Raw genomic sequence first — 19,342 nt, forward strand, 5'->3', positions numbered from 1 at the left:
CGGTCCGCCGGGGGCGGGGCCTGCGGGGTCGGAGCCGGCGGGGTCAGAGGGTCGAGAGTTTTCAAGGCGGGGCTGAGGCTGAGAATGACGGAGAGCAAAGCAGTGACGACAAACCGGAACGCTGTCCTTCCGCTCACCGCGGCACAGGCCGAGATCTGGTTCGACGAGCAGTTCGCCGCCGGGCCGCTGGCCTACAACATGGCGGACTACATCGATCTGCGCGGACCGCTCGACGCCGAGCTGCTCGGACGGGCGCTGCAACGCCTCGGCCACGAGGCCGAGGGGCTGCGGGTGCAGTTCGTCGAGGAGGACGGCGCCCCCGGCCAGATCATCCGCCCGCTCGCCCAGCTCCCGCTCAAGACGCTGGACTTCAGCGGCGAGGCGGAGCCCTCGGCGGCCGCCGAGCGGTGGATGCGGGCCGACCACGCCGACCCGATGAAGGTCACCGACTTCCCGCTGTTCCGCGGCGCGCTGATCAGGCTCTCCCCGGAGCACCACCTGCTCTACCTGTGCATGCACCACATCCTCGCGGACGGCTTCAGCCGCTCGCTGCTCTACCCCAAGCTGTCCAGCGCCTACACCCGGCTGGCCGCCGGCGAGGGCCCGGCCAAGCTGGACGCCGACGCCATGCCGGCCTTCCACCGGCTGCTGGACGCCGAGCGCAAGTACCTCGACTCGTCGATGGTCGAGAAGGACCGCGCCTACTGGACGGACCGCCTCACCTCCGACCGGCACGGCGCGGTGCCCGAGCTGGTCTCGCTCTCCGAGCAGGAGCCGGCCCCCGGCCGGGTCGCGCTGCGCGAGACCGCCCGGCTCTCCCCCGCGACCACGGCCGCGCTGCACGCCCTCGCCCAGGACGGCAAGGTCACCATGCCGGTCCTGATGGTCGCCGCGATGGCCGCCTACACCCAGCGCGTCACCGGGGTCGCGGCGCCGCTGCTCACCCTGCCGGTCACCGGCCGGGTCGGCGCGGTCAGCCGCGAGATCCCCGGCATGCTCGCCAACTACCTGCCGCTGGCCGTCCGGGTGCGCCCGGAGATGACCCGCACCGAACTGCTGCGCGCGGCCTGGGTCGAGGTCGCCGGCACGCTGAAGCACCAGCGCTACCGCGGGGACAAGGTCCGCCGCGACATCGGCCTGCGGATCGACGACCAGCGCGCCTTCGGCCCGTTCATCAACGTGCTCAACCAGGACCCGGAGCTGGCCTTCGGCGACTGCCGCGGGGTCGTGGTCAACCTGTCCACCGGCATCGTCAAGGACCTCATCATGACGGTCCTGAACGCGGACGACGGCACCGTCGAGATCCACCTCGACGGCAACCCCGAGCTGTACGAGCCGGCCGAACTCGCCACCCACCTCGCCCGGTTCGAGACCTTCCTCGGCACCCTCGCCACCATGCCCGCGGACCGTCCGCTCGGCCAGGTGGGCCTGGGCGCGACCGGCGAACCGCTCGGGCTGCTCGGCGCCTGGGATCCGGCCACCGCCGCCGACCAGGGCCTGGTCGAGCGGGTCCGCGCCGTCGCGGCCGGTACGCCCGACGCGGTGGCCGTGGCCGACGGCGCCGAGCGGATCGACTACCGCGGACTGGTCGCCCGCGCGGCGGGCCTGGCCGCCCGGCTGACCGCCGCCGGGGTCACCACCGGTTCGGTGGTCGCGATGTTCGCCGAGCCCGGCGTCCCCTTCGTCACCGGTGTGCTGGCCGTCCAGGCCGCCGGCGGTGCCTACCTGCCGCTCGACCCGACCGCCCCCGCCGCCCGCAACACCGGGCTGCTGGAGGACGGCGGCGCCCGCCACCTGCTGGTCGGCGCCGGGTACGAGGCGCAGGCCGCCGAGCTCACCGCCGGGGCGACCACCGCCCTGCCGCTGGCCGACCCGTCCGACTCCACCAGTGGCACCGAACTCGCCCCTGTCGGAGGCGAGTTGGACCTGGCGTACGTGATGTTCACCTCGGGCTCCACCGGCAAGCCCAAGGGCGCGATGGTGCAGCGCTCGGGGATGATGAACCACCTCTGGGCCAAGGTCGGCGACCTCGACCTGGTAGCCGGGGAGGGCGTCGTCCAGAACGCGCCGCTCACCTTCGACGTGTCGGTGTGGCAGATGCTCGCCCCGCTCATCGTCGGCGGCACCGTCCGGGTCTCGGGGACGGAGATGGCCGCCGACCCGGCCGCCCTGTTCGGCATGGCCCGGGACGAGAAGATCGCCGTCCTGGAGGTCGTGCCCTCCCTGCTGCGCGCCGCCCTGGACGCCTGGGACCTCGACGGCACCGCACCCGAACTCCCGGACCTGCGCTGGCTGATGGTCACCGGCGAAGCCCTCCCCGCCGACCTGTGCCACCGCTGGCACGCCCGCCACCCGCACATCCCGATGATGAACGCCTACGGCCCCACCGAGTGCTCCGACGACGTCACGCACGCCGTCATCCGCGCCGGCGACACCCTCACCGCCCGCGTCCCCATCGGCACCGCCGTCCGCAACACCCGCCTATACGTGCTCAGCGACGAACTCCAGCCCGTCCCCGTCGGCGTCCCCGGCGAGCTCTACATCGGCGGCGCCGGAGTCGGCCGCGGCTACCTCCACGACCCCGCCCGCACCGCGGGCACGTTCATGGCCGACCCCTACGCCGGACCCGGCACCCGCATGTACCGCACCGGCGACCGCGTCATCCAACGACCCGACGGCCAGCTCGAATTCATCGAACGCCGCGACCACCAGGTCAAGATCCGCGGCCGCCGCGTCGAAACCGGCGAAATCGAAGCCGTCATCCGCTCCCTCGACACCGTCGCCGACGCCGCCGTCGCCGTCCTCCCCGACGCCTCCGGCAACCCCCGCCTCATCGGCTACCTCACCGGCCCCGGCGTCGACCCCGCACAGGTCCGGGCCGAACTCTCCCAACTGCTGCCCGGGTACATGATCCCGGCGTCCTGGCTCGTCCTCGACACCATGCCGCTCACCCCCAACGGCAAGCTCGACCGCAAGGCCCTGCCCAAGCCCGCCCTCGGCGAGCAGGACACCCTCCGCGGCCCCCGCACCGAGCGCGAGCGGGTCCTCTGCGACATCCTCGCCGAGGTCCTGGGCACCGGCCGGGTCGGCATCGACGAGGACTTCTTCGCCCTCGGCGGCGACAGCATCCGCTCCATCCAGGTCGTCAGCCGGGCCCACAAGGCCGGACTCACCCTCACCACCCGCGACATCTTCACCCACAAGACCGCCGCCGCCCTCGCCCGGGTCGCGGGCGGCGCCGACCCCACGGCGGCGACCGCGCCCGCCGAGGACGCGGGCGGCACCGGTCCGTACGAACTCACCCCGATCATGGGCCAGTTGCACGACGACACCACCAGCCTCACCGGCCCGGTCGTCAAGTACAGCCAGCACGTGGTCGTCCGGGTCCCCGCCGCCCTGGACGCCGAACTGCTCGACGCGGCCCTGCACACCCTGGTCGACCACCACGACGCGCTGCGCACCCGGGCCACCGAACCCGCCCCCGGCCTGTGGCACCTGGAGGCACTGGCCCCCGGCGCGCTCGCCGGCGTCCGCCTGGTCGCCACCGCCGAGAACGGCGCCGGCAGCGGCGCCGACGACCAGGACGCCCTCGGCTTCGCCGAGCGGCAGGCCTCCGCCGCCCGCGCCCGGCTCGACCCCGCCGCCGCCGTGATGATCCAGGCCGTGCTGATCGGCGCGGCCCCCGGCGCCGACACCGCCCTGCTGGTGCTCTCCGCCCACCACCTGGTCATCGACGGCGTGTCCTGGCGGATCCTGCTGCCCGACCTCGCCGCCGCCTGCGAGGCGCTGGCGGCCGGCCGCACCCCCGCCCTCGACCCGGTCGGCACCTCCTACCGCGCCTGGTCCCAGCTGCTCGCCGCGCAGGCCCGCACCCAGGTCCGCGGCCCCGAACTCGCCCTCTGGCAGTCGATCCTGACCGGCCCCGACCCGCTGGTCGGCACCCACCGGCTCGACCCCGAGACGGACGTCTACGGCACCCAGCGCACCCTGCGCCTGGAGCTCGGCCCCGAGGTCACCGGCCCGCTGCTCACCGACGTCCCGGCGGCCTTCCACGCCGAGGTCAACGACGTCCTGCTGACCGGCCTCGCCCTCGCCGTCGCCGACTGGCGCCGCCGGCACGGCCGCGCCGACTACGCCCAGACCCTGATCGAGCTGGAGGGCCACGGCCGCGAGCAGCTCAGCGACGGCCTCGACCTGTCCCGCACCGTCGGCTGGTTCACCAGCGCCTTCCCGATGCGCCTCGACCCCGGCACGCTCGACTGGGACGAGCTCTGGGCCGGCGGCCCCGCCCTCGCCGCCGCCCTCAAGCGGATCAAGGAGCAGCTGCGCGCGCTGCCCGACCGCGGCGTCGGCTACGGCCTGCTGCGCTACCTCAACCCGCACGCCGCCCGCGCCCTGGCCGGCCACCACAAGCCGCAGATCGGCTTCAACTACATGGGCCGCTTCGACGCCCGCGAGGCCCGCCTCTGGGAGCCGGCCGGCGGCGACGGCGTGGTCGGCACCGGTGCCCACCCCGGCATGCCGCTGCCGCACCTGCTCGACGTCACCCCGGCCACCGAGGACCGGCACGACGGCCCGCACCTGATCGCCAACTGGTCCTGGGCCGGCCGGACCGTCGCCGAGGAGGACGCCCAGGACGTCGCGGCCACCTGGTTCCGCGCCCTCGAACTGCTCGCCCGGCACGCCACCGCCCCCGGCGCGGGCGGCCGCACCCCCTCCGACCTGCCGCTGGTCGCCCTGGCCCAGGACGAGATCGAGGAGTACGAGGCCGAACTCGCCGAGGCCGGCACCGCCCTCGCCGACGTCCTGCCGCTCACCCCGCTCCAGCAGGGCATGCTCTTCCACGCCGACTACGACACCGCCGCCGGCAGCGCCGCGGACGCGGTCGACGTCTACACCCTGCAGATCGTCGCCGACATCGAGGGCGACCTCGACGCCGACGCCCTGCGCGCCGCCGGGCAGACCCTGCTCGACCGGCACCCCAACCTGCGCGCCGCCTTCCGCGCCCGGGCCACCGGCGAGCCCGTCCAGGTCATCGCCCAGCACGCCGAACTGCCCTGGCTGGAAGCCGACCTGACCGACCTGCCGGAGCCCGCCCGGGCCGCCGAGCTGAACCGCATCACCGAGGCCGAGCGCACCCGCCGCTTCGACCTCGCCGCGCCGCCACTGCTGCGCTTCGCGCTCGTCACCCACGGCGAGGGCCGGCACCGGTTCATCTGGACCAGCCACCACATCCTGGTCGACGGCTGGTCGATGCCGCTGCTCGTCCGCGAGCTGTTCGCGCTCTGCGCGCCCGGCGCGGACGTCGCGCTGCTGCCCGACCCGGCCCCGTACCGCTCGTACCTGGCCTGGCTGACCGCGCAGGACCGCACGGCCGCCCGGGCCGCCTGGCACGGGGTGCTGGCCGACATCGACGAGCCCACCCTGCTCGTCCCCGCCGACCCGAGCCGCCTCCCGGCGCTGCCCGACGCGGTGCTCGCCGAGGTGCCGCGCGAGCTGACCGCCGCGCTCGCCGGCTGGGCCCGCACCCAGGGCCTGACCGTCAACACCGTGGTGCAGGGCTGCTGGGCGCTGCTGCTCGGCCGGCTCACCGGCCGCCAGGACGTGGTGTTCGGCGCCGTCACCTCCGGCCGCCCGGCCGAGGTCCCGGACGTCGAGTCGATGATCGGCATGTTCCTCACCACCGTGCCGGTCAGGGCCCGGCTGCACCCCGGCGACACCCTCGCCGAACTGCTGCACGCCCTCCAGGACCAGCAGACCGCGCTGCTCCCGCACGAGCACCTCGGGCTCGCCGCGATCCACCAGGCCGCCGGCCTGTCCGGCGAGGTCTTCGACACCGTGGTGCTGTTCGAGAACTTCCCGTTGGACGAGAACGGCCTCGACACCGGCGTCGCCGACGGCCCGCGCATCGTCCGCACCGAGGCCCTGGACGCCCGGCACCACCCGCTGAGCCTGGTGGTCCACCCCGGCGACAGCCTGCACCTGCGGCTGGACTACAACCCCGGCCTGTTCGGCCGGGCCGAGGTCGAGCGGGTCGCGGCGATCTTCCAGCACCTGCTGCGGACCGTCGCCGAGCGGCCCGGACTGCCGCTCGCCCAGGTCGACGTGACCGCCCCGGCGGACCTCACCGGCACCGGCACCCCCGGCGAGCTGGGCGGACTGCTCGGCGCCTGGGACCCGTCGATCCCCGAGGAGAGCCTCGGCGTCGTCGAGCGGGTGCGCGCCGTCGCCGCCCGCACCCCCGAGGCGACCGCCGTCACCGACGGCGCCGGCTCGCTGACCTACCGGGAGCTGGTCGAGGCGGCCGGCGGCCTGTCCGCGGGCCTCGCCGAGGCCGGGGTCACCACCGGCTCGGTGGTCGCGATGCTCGCCGAGCCCGGCGTCCCGTTCATCACCGGCGTGCTGGGCGTGATCGGCGCCGGCGGCGCCTACCTGCCGCTCGACCCGGCCGCCCCGGCCGCCCGCAACACCGGGCTGCTGGAGGACGGCGGCGCCCGCCACCTGCTGGTCGGCGCCGGGTACGAGGAGCAGGCCGCCGAGTTCGCCGCCGCCGTCCAGGGCGGGCCGGTCACCGTCATCGGCCTGGAGCAGGCCGCCGGCGCGCAGGCCCTGCCCGACTGCGTGGGCACCGGGCTGGACCTGGCGTACGTGATGTTCACCTCGGGCTCCACCGGTAAGCCCAAGGGTGCGATGGTGCAGCGCTCGGGGATGATGAACCACCTCTGGGCCAAGGTCGGCGATCTCGACCTGGCCGCCGGGGAGGGCGTCGTCCAGAACGCGCCCCTCACCTTCGACGTGTCGGTGTGGCAGATGCTCGCCCCGCTGGTCGTCGGCGGCACCGTCCGGGTCTCGGGGACGGAGATGGCCGCCGACCCGGCCGCCCTGTTCGGGATGGCGCGGGACGAGAAGATCGCCGTGCTGGAGGTCGTGCCCTCGCTGCTGCGTGCCGCCCTGGACGCCTGGGACACCGAGGGCGACGCCCCCGAACTCCCGGACCTGCGCTGGCTGATGGTCACCGGCGAGGCCCTCCCGGCGGACCTGTGCCAGCGCTGGCACGCCCGCCACCCGCACATCCCGATGATGAACGCCTACGGCCCCACCGAGTGCAGCGACGACGTCACCCACGCCGTCATCCGCGCCGGCGACACCCTCACCGCCCGCGTCCCCATCGGCACCGCCGTCCGCAACACCCGCCTCTACGTCCTCAGCGACGAACTCCAGCCCGTCCCCGTCGGCGTCCCCGGCGAGCTCTACATCGGCGGCGCCGGAGTCGGCCGCGGCTACCTCCACGACCCCGCCCGCACCGCCGCCACCTTCATGGCCGACCCCTACGCCGGACCCGGCACCCGCATGTACCGCACCGGCGACCGCGTCATCCAACGACCCGACGGCCAGCTCGAATTCATCGAACGCCGCGACCACCAGGTCAAGATCCGCGGCCGCCGCGTCGAAACCGGCGAAATCGAAGCCGTCATCCGCTCCCTCGACACCGTCGCCGACGCCGCCGTCGCCGTCCTCCCCGACGCCTCCGGCAACCCCCGCCTCATCGGCTACCTCACCGGCCCCGGCGTCGACCCCGCACAGGTCCGGGCCGAACTCTCCCAACTGCTGCCCGGCTACATGATCCCGGCGTCCTGGCTCGTCCTCGACACCATGCCGCTCACCCCCAACGGCAAGCTCGACCGCAAGGCCCTGCCCAAGCCCGACCTGGGGGACCAGGAGGAGGCCCGCGCGCCGCGCACCGAGCGCGAGCAGGTGCTGACCGAGATCCTGGCCGAGGTCCTCGGCACCGGCCGGGTCGGCATCGACGAGGACTTCTTCGCCCTCGGCGGCGACAGCATCCGCTCCATCCAGGTCGTCAGCCGCGCCCGCAAGGCCGGACTCACCCTCACCACCCGCGACATCTTCACCCACAAGACCGCCGCCGCCCTGGCCCAGGTCGCCGAGGAGCAGGAGCAGAACCCCGCCGAGCCCGCCCCGACGGAGCCCGAAAGCAGTCTGATCGCCCTGTCCGACGAGGAACTGGCCGATCTGGAATTCGAGTTGAATGAGGAACTTTCGTGACGACCGCCCCCAGAACCGGGTCGAAGATCAGCGAAGTACTTCCGCTCTCCCCCCTCCAGCAGGGGCTGCTGTTCCTGTCCTCGTACGACCAGGCCTCGCCCGACCTGTACACCCTCCAGTTCGTCGCGGAGATCGACGGGCCGGGCGCGGGTGACGGCGAGCAGCTCACCGCCCGGCTGCGCGCGGCCTCGGCCGCGCTGCTGCGCCGGCACCCCAACCTGCGGGCCTGCTTCCGCAACCGCAAGACCGGCGAGCCCGTCCAGGTCGTCCTCAAGGAGACCGAGGTCGAGCCGCAGTGGCAGCTGCACGACCTCACCCACCTGCCCGAGGCCGACCGGGAGGCGGAGGCGCAGCGGCTGACGCGTGAGGACCGGCTGCGCCGGTTCGACCTGGCGCGGCCGCCGCTGATGCGGTTCACCCTGATCCGGCTCGGCGCGGGGCACCACCGGTTCCTCTGGTCGGTGCACCACATCGTCATGGACGGCTGGTCGTTCCCGCTGGCCGTCCGCGAGCTGGTGCTGCTCGGCGACGAGGCGGGGGCGGCGGCGCTGCCCGCACCCGCGCCGTACCGCTCGTTCCTGACCTGGCTGAACGGCCGCGACCGGGCCGCCGCGCGGGCGGCCTGGGCGCAGCTGCTGGACGGCCTGGACGGGCCGGTCCGGGCGCTGCCCGCGGCCGGCGACGGCGAGTCCCTCGAACTGCCGTCGCTCGTGCGGGGGTTCCTGTCGCCGGAGTGCACCGCGGCGCTCGCCGGCTGGGCGCGCGGCCGGGGCCTGACCCTCAACACCGTGGTGCAGGGCTGCTGGGCGCTGCTGCTCGGCCGGCTCACCGGCCGCGAGGACGTGGTGTTCGGGTCGGTCACCTCCGGCCGCCCGGCCGAGGTCCCGGACGTCGAGTCGATGATCGGCCTGTTCGCCAACACCCTGCCGGTCCGCGCCGATCTGCGCCCGGACCAGCGGGCGAGCGAGCTGTTCGAGGCGCTGGCCCGCCAGCAGCTCGCGATGATGCCGCACGAACACCTGCCGCTCGCCGAGGCGCAGGCCGCCTCCGGCGTCCAGGGCGAGCTGTTCGACACCGTCCTCGCCTTCCAGAGCTACCCGCTGGACGAGGCCGCGCTGTTCCGCGAGTCGGGCGGCACCGTCAGCTCCGCCCAGGTGCTCTCGGCCACCCACTACCCGCTGAGCCTCACCGTCTTCCCCGGCGAGCGGCTGGACCTGCACCTCGCCTACCGGCCCTCGGCCTTCGCCGAGGCCGCTGAGCACACTGACACCGCCGAGGACCCGCAGTCGTCCGCGCAGCGCGTCCTGGACCGGCTGGTCCGCGTCCTGGAGCAGGTCGCCGACGACCCGCAGGCCCCGCTCGCCCGGCTCGGCGCGCCCGAGCCCGCCGAACTGGCCCGCATCCTCGGCGAGTGGAGCGGCGCCTCGGCCGCCCCCCGGGAGCCCGCGCGGCGCGCCACCGTCGCGGAGCTGTTCGCCGAGCAGGCCGCCCGCACCCCGGACGCCGTCGCGGTCACCGCCCCCGGCGAGGCCGCCCTCAGCTATCGCGAGCTGGACGAGCGGGCCAACCGGCTCGCCCACCTGCTCGCCGCCCGCGGCGCCGGCCCGGAGAGCCTGGTGGCCGTCGCGCTGCCGCGCGGCGTCCAGCTGATCGTCGCCGTCCTGGCCGTCCTCAAGGCGGGCGCGGCCTACCTGCCGCTGGAGCCCGGCCACCCGGCCGACCGGATCGGCTACACCCTGCGCGACGCCCGTCCGGCGCTGCTGCTGACCGCCGGCGGCGTGCTGCCCGAGCCGCCCGACGCCCCGGACCTGCCACGCCCGGACCTGCCGCGCCTGGACCTGGACGCCCCGGAGACGGCCGCCGCGTTGGCCGCCCACCCGGCCACCGCCCCGGACACCGCGGTCTCCCCCGAGCACCCGGCCTACGTCATCTACACCTCCGGCTCCACCGGCCGCCCCAAGGGCGTCGTGGTGCCGCACCAGAACGTGGCGCGGCTGCTGGAGGCCACCGACGACTGGTTCGACTTCGGCCCCGGCGACGTGTGGACGCTGTTCCACTCCATCGCCTTCGACTTCACCGTCTGGGAGCTGTGGGGCGCGCTGCTGCGCGGCGGCCGGCTGGTCGTGGTGCCGTACGACGTGTCGCGCTCCCCCGACGCCTTCCTGGACCTGCTCGCCGAGGAGCGGGTGACGGTCCTCAACCAGACGCCGTCCGCCTTCTACCAGCTGATGCGCGCCGACGCCGACCGCCCGCGCCCGCTCGCCCTGCGGACCGTGGTGTTCGGCGGCGAGGCGCTGGACATCGGCAAGCTCGCCGACTGGTACGCCCGGCACGCCGACGACGCGCCGCGCCTGGTCAACATGTACGGCATCACCGAGACCACGGTGCACGTCTCCTACCAGGAGCTGGACGCCCCGACGGCCGCCGCCGGCGGCGGCAGTGTGATCGGGCGCGGCATCCCGGACCTGCGGGTCTACCTGCTCGACGGCGCCCTGCAGCCCGTCCCGGCCGGCGTGCCCGGCGAGCTGTACATCACCGGCCCCGGCCTGGCCCGCGGCTACCTGCGCCGCCCCGACCTCACCGCGGCCCGCTTCGTCGCCTGCCCGTTCGAGCCCGGCGGCACCCGGATGTACCGCACCGGCGACCTCGGCCGCTGGCGGGCCGACGGCACCCTGGAGTACCTGGGCCGCGCCGACGAGCAGGTCCAACTGCGCGGCTTCCGGATCGAGTTGGGCGAGATCGCGACCGTCCTCGGCCAACACCCCGCAGTCGCCGAGGCGGCCGTGATCGCCCGCGAGGACCGGCCCGGCGACCAGCGCCTGGTCGCCTACGTGGTGCCCCGCGACGGCGCCGACCCGGCCGGGCTGCGGGAGTTCGCCGCCGAGCGGCTGCCCGAGTACATGGTCCCGGCGGCCGTGGTCCCGCTCGCCGCGCTGCCGCTGACCGCCAACGGCAAGCTCGACCGCCGCGCCCTGCCCGCTCCCGCGTACACCACCTCGGCCCGCAGCCCGCGCACCGCCGAGGAGGAGCAGCTCTGCGGCGTCTTCGCCGAGGTGCTCGGACTCGACCGGGTCGGCGTCGACGACGACTTCTTCACCCTCGGCGGCCACTCGCTGCTCGCCACCCGGATCGTCAACCGGGTCCGCGCCGAACTCGGCGCCGAACTCCAGGTGCGGGACCTCTTCGAGGCCCCCTCCCCCGCCCGCCTCGCCGAACGGCTGGCCGCCGCCGCACCCGGCCGCGCCCCGCTCGCCGCCGGGCCGCGCCCGGCCGTGCTGCCGCTGTCGTACGCGCAGCAGCGGCTCTGGTTCGTCGAGCACCTGGGCGCACCCGGCGGGCTGTACGCCATCCCGCTGGCGATCCGCCTCTCCGGGCGGCTCGACACCGCCGCCCTGACGGGCGCCCTGCAGGATGTGGTCACCCGGCACGAGGCGCTGCGCACCGTCTTCCCGCAACACGCCCCCGCCGGGGCCACCCCCGGGACCACCCCCGGGACCACCGGCAGCGGACCGGCCGAGCAGCGGGTGCTCACCCCGGCCGAGGCCGCCGTCCCGCTCCCGGTGAGCGAGACCACCGAGGCGGGCCTGCCCGCCGCCCTCGCCGCCGAGGCCGCGCGCGGCTTCGACCTGGAGCACCACCTCCCGCTCCGCGCCCGCCTGTTCCGGCTCGGCCCGGACGAGCACGTGCTGACGATCGTCCTGCACCACATCGCCGGCGACGGCTGGTCGCTCGCCCCGCTCACCCGCGACCTCACCGCGTACTACCGGGCCCGGGTGGCCGGCCGCCCGGCCCAACTGCCGCCGCTGCCCGTCCAGTACGCCGACTACGCCCTGTGGCAGCGCGGACTGCTCGGCGCGGAGGACGACCCGCAGAGCGAACTCACCCGCCAACTCGGCTACTGGAGCGAGACCCTGAAGGGCCTGCCGGAGGAACTGGCGCTGCCCTTCGACCACCCGCGCGGCACCCGGGCCGAGCACCGCGGCGACGTCGTGCGCACCACCGTGCCGCAGCCGCTCACCGCCGAGCTGCACCGGCTCGCCGCCGCCTGGGGCGTCAGCGTCTTCATGCTGCTGCGGGCCGGGCTCGCCGCCCTGCTCACCCGGCTCGGCGCGGGCACCGACATCCCGCTCGGCAGCCCGATCGCCGGCCGCACCGACGAGCGGCTCGACGAGCTGGTCGGCATGTTCGTCAACACCCTGGTGCTGCGCACCGACACCTCCGGCGACCCGGGACTGCGCGAGCTCGCCGAACGGGTCCGGACCTACGACCTGGCCGCCCACCAGCACCAGGACGTGCCCTTCGAGAAGCTCGTCGAGGTGCTCAACCCCGAGCGCTCGATGGCCCGGCACCCGCTGTTCCAGGTGATGCTCGGCTTCCAGCAGGCCGGCCCGGCCCCGGCGCCCGAGGACGACCCGGAGCTCGCCGTGACCGAGCAGCCGGTGCCGGTCCGGACCGCCAAGTGGGACCTGTTCTTCCAGCTCACCGAGCAGGCCGGCGGCGCGCTCGCGCTCGCCGTCGAGTACCGCACCGACCTGTTCGAACCCGCCACGGCCCGCCGGATCACCGACGCCTACCTGCGGCTGCTCGCCGCCGCCCTCGCCGAGCCCGCCCGGCCGCTGTCCCGGCTGGACCTGCTCGGGCCCGAGGAGGAGGCCGAACTGCTCGCCCTCGGCACCCACCGGGCCGGTACCCCGCGCAGCACCCTCACCGCCCTGGTGGACCGCCGGATCGCGGCCACCCCGGACGCGGTCGCGCTGGTCCACACCGAGCCCGGCCACCCCGAGCGGCTGCGGCACACCAACTACGCCGAACTGGACGCCGAGGCCAACCGCCTGGCCCACCTGCTGACCGCGCGCGGCGCCCGCCGGGGCGACCTGGTGGCGCTGCGCCTGGAGCGCGGCCCGGCCGTGGTGAGCACCCTGCTGGCGATCGCCCGCACCGGCGCGGCCTACCTGCCGATCGACCCGTCCTACCCCGACGAGCGGGTCCGCGACATGCTGGCCGACAGCGGCGCCCGGCTGCTCGTCACCGAACGCTCCCTGGCCGAACGGGAGCTCCCCGCCGGGGTCGTCGAGCTGCTCCTGGACGCCCCCGAAACCCTGGCCGACCTGGCCGACCGGCCCGTCACCGCCCCGGTGCCCGCCGCCCCGATCGACCCCGACGACCTGCTGTACGTCATCTACACCTCCGGCTCCACCGGCAAGCCCAAGGGCGTCGCGGTCCCGCACCGCGCCGCCGTCCGCCTGGTCCTGGGCCTGCCGGAGCTGGCGCCGACCGCCGCGGACACCTTCCTCTACTTCGCGCCGGTCGCCTTCGACGCCTCCACCTTCGAGATCTGGGGCGCGCTCGCCCACGGCGCCCGGGTGGCGGTCCACCCGCCCGGCCCGGCCGACCCGCAGGCCCTGGAGTCCTTCCTGGCCCGCGCCCGGGTGAGCGTCGCCTTCCTCACCACCCAGTTGTCCAACACCATCGCCGACACCCGGCCGCGCGCCCTGGCCCCGCTGCGGGCGCTGCTCACCGGCGGCGAGGCGCACTCCCGCGACCACCTGGACCGGCTGCGGGCCGCCCTGCCGGACACCACGGTGTTCAACGTGTACGGCCCCACCGAGACCACCACCTTCGCCACCGGCCAGGACCTCGGCCGTGCCGAGGGCACCGTCCCGATCGGCCTGCCGATCGGCGACACCCGCGCGTACGTCCTGGACGAGGCGCTGCGGCCGGTGCCGCGCGGCGTGGTCGGCGAGCTGCACCTGGCCGGCGAGGGCCTGGCCCGCGGCTACCTCGGCCAACCCGCGCTGACCGCCGCCCGCTTCACCGCCTGCCCGTTCGGCGCGCCCGGGGAGCGCATGTACCGCACCGGCGACCTGGTCCGCTGGGACCGGCACGGCCGGATCGAGTACGTCGCCCGCGCCGACCAGCAGGTCAAGATCCGCGGCTACCGGGTCGAACTCGGCGAGATCGAACGGCTGCTGGCCGAGCACCCGGCCGTCGCCCGGGCCGCCGTCCTGGCCCCCGCCGACGCCGCCGGCCAGCGCCGCCTGGTCGCCTACCTGGTGCCCGCCGACGGCCGGCCGACCCCCGGACCGGCCGAGTTGCAGGGCCACCTGGCCCGCTCGCTGCCCGGCCACATGGTGCCGGAGAGCTACACCGCACTGCCGGAACTGCCGCTGAACGCCAACGGCAAGCTGGACGTCAAGGCCCTGCCCGCCCCCGCGGCCACCCCCTCGGCCCGCGCCCCGCGGGCGCCCCGCACCGAGCCGGAACGGCTGCTCTGCGCCGCCGTCGAGGAGGTCCTGGGCACGGGCCCGGTCGGCCCCGACGACTCCTTCTTCGCCCTCGGCGGGGACAGCCTGAAGGCGATCCGGCTGGTCAACGCGGCCGGCCGGGCCGGGCTGCCGATCAGCCTCGGCGCGGTCTTCGAGCACCGCACCCTGGAGGCGCTGGCCGCGGCCGCCGCCACCGGGGGCGGCGCGGTCGACCTGCTCGGGCCCGTCCTGCCGATCCGGCCCACCGGCGGGCGGCCCCCGCTGTTCTGCGTGCACGGCGGCCTCGGCTTCGCGATCCCGTTCGCGGCGCTCGCCGAGCACCTCGACCCGGAGCAGCCGGTCTACGGCCTCCAGGCCCGCGGCCTGTCCGACGACGGCCCGCTGCCGACCGACCTGGGCGACGTCGCCGAGGAGTACCTGGCCCGGGTGCGCGCCGTGCAGCCGCACGGCCCGTACCACCTGCTCGGCTGGTCCTACGGCGGCGTCGTGGCGCACGAGATGGCCGTCCGGCTGCACGCCGCCGGCGAACAGGTGGCGTTCCTGGCCAACCTGGACGCCTACCCCGACGACGCCCTCGGGGCCCGGCCCAGCGACGCCGAGTTCCTCGCCGACTTCCTGACCGAGGCCGGGGTCGACGCGGCGGAGCCGGAACGGCTCACCCCGCAAGGCGTCGCCGCACACCTGGCCCGCACCGAAGGCCCCCTCGCCGCGCTCGAACCGGGTACGCTGGAACGGCTGCTGGGGGTCATGCGGAACAACCTGGAGCTGTTCCAGCGGTTCACCCCGGGCCGCTTCGACGGCTGCCCGATGACGCTCTTCGTGGCGGTCGGCGGCGACACCCGCCCCACCCCGGAGGAGCGCGCCCTCAAGGTCAAGAGCTGGGAGCCGCACGTCGGTTCCGCCGTCCTCGCGCACGACGTGGACAGCGGGCACCAGCAGCTGCTGCAACCCGCACCGGCGGCGGCGATCGGCGCGGTCGTCGAACACGCCCTCGCCGCCCTGGCCGCGAGCCCGACCGGCACCCCGACCACCTGACGCCCGGTCAACCCGGCACGTCCCGCGATCCCGAGATCTGGAGAACAGTCATGGCGAACCCCTTTGACCGCGAAGACGGCACCTTCCTCGTCCTCGTCAACGCGGAGGGGCAGCACTCCCTGTGGCCGTCCTTCGCCGCCGTCCCGGAGGGCTGGTCGGTGACCCTGGAGGCCACCGACCGGGCCACCGCCGTCGCCCACATCGAGGGCAACTGGACGGACATGCGCCCGCTCAGCCTCCAGCAGCAGGGCTGACCGGCCGGGCCCGCGCCCGGAATCCGGAAGAACGCCGCCGGACGGCTCCGACCCCGCCGCCCGCCGCACCCCCAGGGCCTTCGCCCGCCGGTGCGGCGGGCGGCCGCTTTGTCCCCCGCACCCCTCCCCACCAGGTACGCGACACCCCGCCAGGACCCGTCAGTGAGCGGTCAGTTGGACGTCATCGACCCGTCATCGGGCCTGACTAATTTGCTGCTCAGAGGCCCGATTTCCGGGCACCCCAGGGCGCCCGCACAGGGCACCCGCAAAAACGGAGGAAAACGAGCATGACGACGGTAGCGCCGGAGCGTCTCACCCGGATCCGCGAAATCATCGCCGAGAACATCGACGTGCACACCGAGTTCGCCGACACCGCGCTGTTCGTCGACGAGCTGGGCGCCGACTCGCTGAAGCTCATCGACGTGCTCAGCGCCCTGGAGATGGAGTACTCCATCGTCATCGACATGAACGAGCTGCCGAAGATGGTGAACGTGGAGGCCACGTACCAGGTGACCGCGACGGCCGCCGGCTGGTGATCGGGGCGGGTTCCGGGACCGGAACCCCCGCCCGCAGGCATCCCACTGCTTAAGGAGTCCCATGTCCACCGCACAGTCGCCAGCGGCACCCCGCGCCGGCGTGCCCGCCGACCGCCGCCGGGTCGTCCTCACCGGCCTCGGGGCGATCTCCAGCATCGGCACGGGTGTCGAGGAGTACACCGCGGGGCTGCGGGCCGGCCGCTCCGGTGCGCGGCCGATCACCCGGTTCGACACCGAGGGGTTCGGCCAGAACATCGCCTGCGAGGTCCCCGACTTCGAGCCGGAGCGCTGGATCCGCAACGTCCCCCTCGACGACATGGGCCGCGCCGGGCAGTTCGCCGTCGCCGCCGCCCGGATGGCCGTGGAGGACGCCGGGCTCACCGAGGCCGACCTCGGCGAGCGCCAGGCCGTCATCAGCGTCGGCACCACCGACGGCGAGGGGCACGACATCGGCGTGCTGGTCGAGCAGGAGCTCGCGGCCGGGGACCCGGAGGGCATGGACCCGGTGCTGTCCCGCCGGATCAACGCCGGCCGGCTCACCACCGTCATCGCCCGCGAGCTGCGGATGCCGAACGTGGAGCCGACCACCATCACCACCGCCTGCGCGGCGGGCAACTACTCGATCGGCTACGGGCTGGACGCGATCCGCTCCGGCGAGGTCGACATCGCGCTGTGCGGCGGCGCCGACGCCGTCTGCCGCAAGGCCTTCGCGCTGTTCAAGCGCTTCGGCGCGCTCACCCCGGACGTGGTCCGCCCGTTCGACAAGAACCGCCAGGGCATCCTGACCGGCGAGGGCGCGGGCATCCTCGTCCTGGAGAGCCTGGAGTCCGCCCTCGCCCGCGGCGCGCACATCTACGCCGAGGTGCTCGGGTACGGCCTGAGCTGCGACGCCGCCCACCCGACCGCGCCGAACCGCGACGGCATCGCGCGCGGCATCCGGCTCGCCCTGGACGACGCCGGGGTCGAGCGGGACGAGATCGACTTCATCTCCGCGCACGGCACCGGCACCAAGGCCAACGACAAGACCGAGTCGGCCGCCATCGTCGACGTGTACGGCGACGCACCGCCGCGCACCGTCGCGGTGAAGTCGATGCTCGGCCACTCGATGGGCGCGGCCAGCGCGCTCGGCGCGATCGCCTGCAGCCTCGCCATCGAGCACCAGTTCATCCCGCCGACCATCAACCACGTGGAGACCGACCCCGACTGCCCGCTGGACGTCGTGCCCAACCAGGCCGTCGACGCGGAGGTCCGGATCGTGGAGAACAACTCCAGCGCCTTCGCCGGCAACAACGCCATCCTGATTCTGGGCACGTACGGAGAGCGAGTCTGACGATGACCACCGCAGCCACCCCGGCGGCCCTGCCGCCGGAGACACTCGTCATCACCGGTTGGTCGGCCGTGTCGCCGTACGGCCTGACCCGCCAGGACTTCGCGTCCGGCGTGCGCGCCGGCGCCAAGACCGCCGTCAAGGCGGACGCCGCGCTCGGCACGCTGCCGTCGCCCGACGTCTGCCTGGTGCCCGGCTTCGACATCAAGGGCCTGCTCGGCCCCACCGGCACCGCCAAGATGGACCGGCTCACCGCGCTGGCCCTGGTCGCCTCCGACGGCCTGCTCAAGGACGCCGACGGCAACCGGGTGGTGGAGACCGACGACCGCACCGGTGTGGTCCTCGGCATCTCGATGGGCAGCCTGGAGAACGTCACCAACTTCCTCAAGCAGTCCTACACCAACGCGCTGCCCTTCCACGTCGACGCCGGCCGCATCCCCTTCGGCAGCCTCAACCACGCCGCCGGCGCCACCGCCATCCGGCACGACCTCAAGGGCCCCAACACCACCGTCGCCGGCGGCCGGGTCAGCGGCCTGCTCGCCCTCAACTACGCGCGGCGCCTGATGGGCCAGGGCCGGGCGACCAAGTACCTGGTCGGCTCGGCCGAGGAGTTCTCCGCCGCGCACGCCTGGATCGAGCACACCGCCGTCGCGGCCGGCGACTCCACGCCGCTGCTCGGCGAGGGCTGCGGCCTGTTCGTGGTCGAGCACGCCGGCACCGCCCAGCGCCCGGCGCTCGCCGCGGTGCTCGCGGTGGAGACCCGCGTCGACATCGACGACGACCCCGAGGCAGCCGTCACCGCGTGCGTGCAGCGCGCCCTGGCCCGCGCCGGCGTCACCGCCGACGAGGTCTGGGCCGCCGTCCCGTGCGCCGCGCCGACCGCGGCCGGCCGGGCCGAGTACGACGCGCTCGCCGCGCTGCTGCCGGCCGAGGCACTGGGCCGGGTCCCGTCCATGGAACTGCTCGGCGACACCAGCGCGGCCTCCGCGTCCTTCCAGATCCAGGCGGTGCTCGGCGTGGCCGAGGCCGACCCGGCGGCCCGGGGCCGGATCGCCCTGGTGTCCGCCGTCGACCGTGACGGCGCGGTGGGCTGCGCCGTCCTGAGACTCTTCGGGGAGCACACGTGATCGCCCTGGTCAGCGGCGGGTCCCGGGGCATCGGCAAGGCCATCGTGCTGCGCCTGGCCCAGGACGGCTACGACGTCGCCTTCTGCTACCGCTCCAATGCCGAGGCCGCCGAGCAACTCGCCAAGCAGGCAGGCGAGTTCGGCACCCGGATCACGGCCACCCAGTGCGACGTGGCCGACCCTGAGCAGGTCCGCGACTGGTACAACCGCACCGAGCGCGAGGTCGGCCCGGTGGACGCCGCCGTCACCTCGGCCGGCATCACCCGGGACCGCCCGGTCATCCTGATGCCGGAGGACGACTGGAACCAGGTCCTGCGCACCAACCTGGACGGCGTGTACCACGTGTGCCGCGCCGCCGCCTTCGCGATGAGCAAGCGCCGCAGCGGATCGATCGTCAACCTGTCCTCGGTGTCCGGCATCTACGGCAACCTCGGCCAGGCCAACTACGCCGCGTCCAAGGCCGGCATCATCGGCTTCACCAAGTCCCTCGCCAAGGAGACCGGCCCGCGCGGCGTGCGCGCCAACGTGGTCGCGCCGGGCCTGATCGCCACCGACATGGTCGGCGACATGTCCGACGCCGCGGTGGAGCGGATGCTGAAGAACGTCGCCCTCGGCCGGGCCGGCAAGCCCGAGGAGGTGGCCGACCTGGTCTCCTTCCTGGTCTCCGACCGCGCCGCCTACATCAGCGGGTCGGTCTTCGAGATCCACGGCGGCGGCACGTTCTGATGGGAGCA

At 74.8% G+C, this 19,342-nt stretch carries 7 protein-coding genes; all 7 read left to right on the forward strand.

Annotated features, from left to right (window positions below; genetic code table 11):
* Positions 1 to 102 precede the first annotated feature (102 nt).
* Positions 103 to 8,064 carry an amino acid adenylation domain-containing protein gene (locus ACFWPI_RS11595; RefSeq protein WP_380372967.1) on the forward strand — a complete coding sequence of 2,654 codons (7,962 nt, stop codon included), beginning with the start codon at positions 103 to 105 and terminating at the stop codon, positions 8,062 to 8,064.
* Positions 8,061 to 15,365, forward strand: a complete 7,305-nt coding sequence (locus tag ACFWPI_RS11600; RefSeq protein ID WP_380372970.1) for an amino acid adenylation domain-containing protein — start codon at positions 8,061 to 8,063, stop codon at positions 15,363 to 15,365. Before ACFWPI_RS11595 ends, ACFWPI_RS11600 begins: the two co-directional genes overlap by 4 nt.
* Before the next feature lie 50 nt (positions 15,366 to 15,415).
* Positions 15,416 to 15,619, forward strand: a complete 204-nt coding sequence (locus tag ACFWPI_RS11605; protein ID WP_063348727.1) for an MbtH family protein — start codon at positions 15,416 to 15,418, stop codon at positions 15,617 to 15,619.
* 287 nt (positions 15,620 to 15,906) lie between these two features.
* Positions 15,907 to 16,155, forward strand: coding sequence for an acyl carrier protein (locus ACFWPI_RS11610; protein WP_063348726.1), 249 nt, complete (start codon positions 15,907 to 15,909; stop codon positions 16,153 to 16,155).
* A 61-nt stretch (positions 16,156 to 16,216) separates the two neighbouring features.
* Positions 16,217 to 17,485 carry a beta-ketoacyl-[acyl-carrier-protein] synthase family protein gene (locus tag ACFWPI_RS11615; protein ID WP_380372974.1) on the forward strand — a complete coding sequence of 423 codons (1,269 nt, stop codon included), beginning with the start codon at positions 16,217 to 16,219 and terminating at the stop codon, positions 17,483 to 17,485.
* A gap of 2 nt (positions 17,486 to 17,487) precedes the next feature.
* On the forward strand, positions 17,488 to 18,609 hold the full coding sequence (locus ACFWPI_RS11620; protein WP_380372977.1) for a beta-ketoacyl synthase N-terminal-like domain-containing protein: 1,122 nt from the start codon (positions 17,488 to 17,490) through the stop codon (positions 18,607 to 18,609).
* Positions 18,606 to 19,334: a 3-oxoacyl-ACP reductase FabG gene (fabG, locus tag ACFWPI_RS11625; RefSeq protein ID WP_063348724.1), complete on the forward strand. Its 729-nt coding sequence runs from the start codon at positions 18,606 to 18,608 to the stop codon at positions 19,332 to 19,334. The genes ACFWPI_RS11620 and fabG overlap by 4 nt, the downstream gene beginning before the upstream one ends.
* The last annotated feature ends 8 nt before the right edge of the window (positions 19,335 to 19,342 follow it).

Source organism: Kitasatospora sp. NPDC058492, from assembly GCF_042720685.1.
Lineage (GTDB): Bacteria > Actinomycetota > Actinomycetes > Streptomycetales > Streptomycetaceae > Kitasatospora.

Coding starts and splice junctions, on each gene's coding strand:
- ACFWPI_RS11605 (WP_063348727.1), top strand. CDS start 15,416: ATGGCGAACCCCTTTGACCGCGAAGACGGCACCTTCCTCGTCCTCGTC.
- ACFWPI_RS11610 (WP_063348726.1), top strand. CDS start 15,907: ATGACGACGGTAGCGCCGGAGCGTCTCACCCGGATCCGCGAAATCATC.
- ACFWPI_RS11615 (WP_380372974.1), top strand. CDS start 16,217: ATGTCCACCGCACAGTCGCCAGCGGCACCCCGCGCCGGCGTGCCCGCC.
- ACFWPI_RS11620 (WP_380372977.1), top strand. CDS start 17,488: ATGACCACCGCAGCCACCCCGGCGGCCCTGCCGCCGGAGACACTCGTC.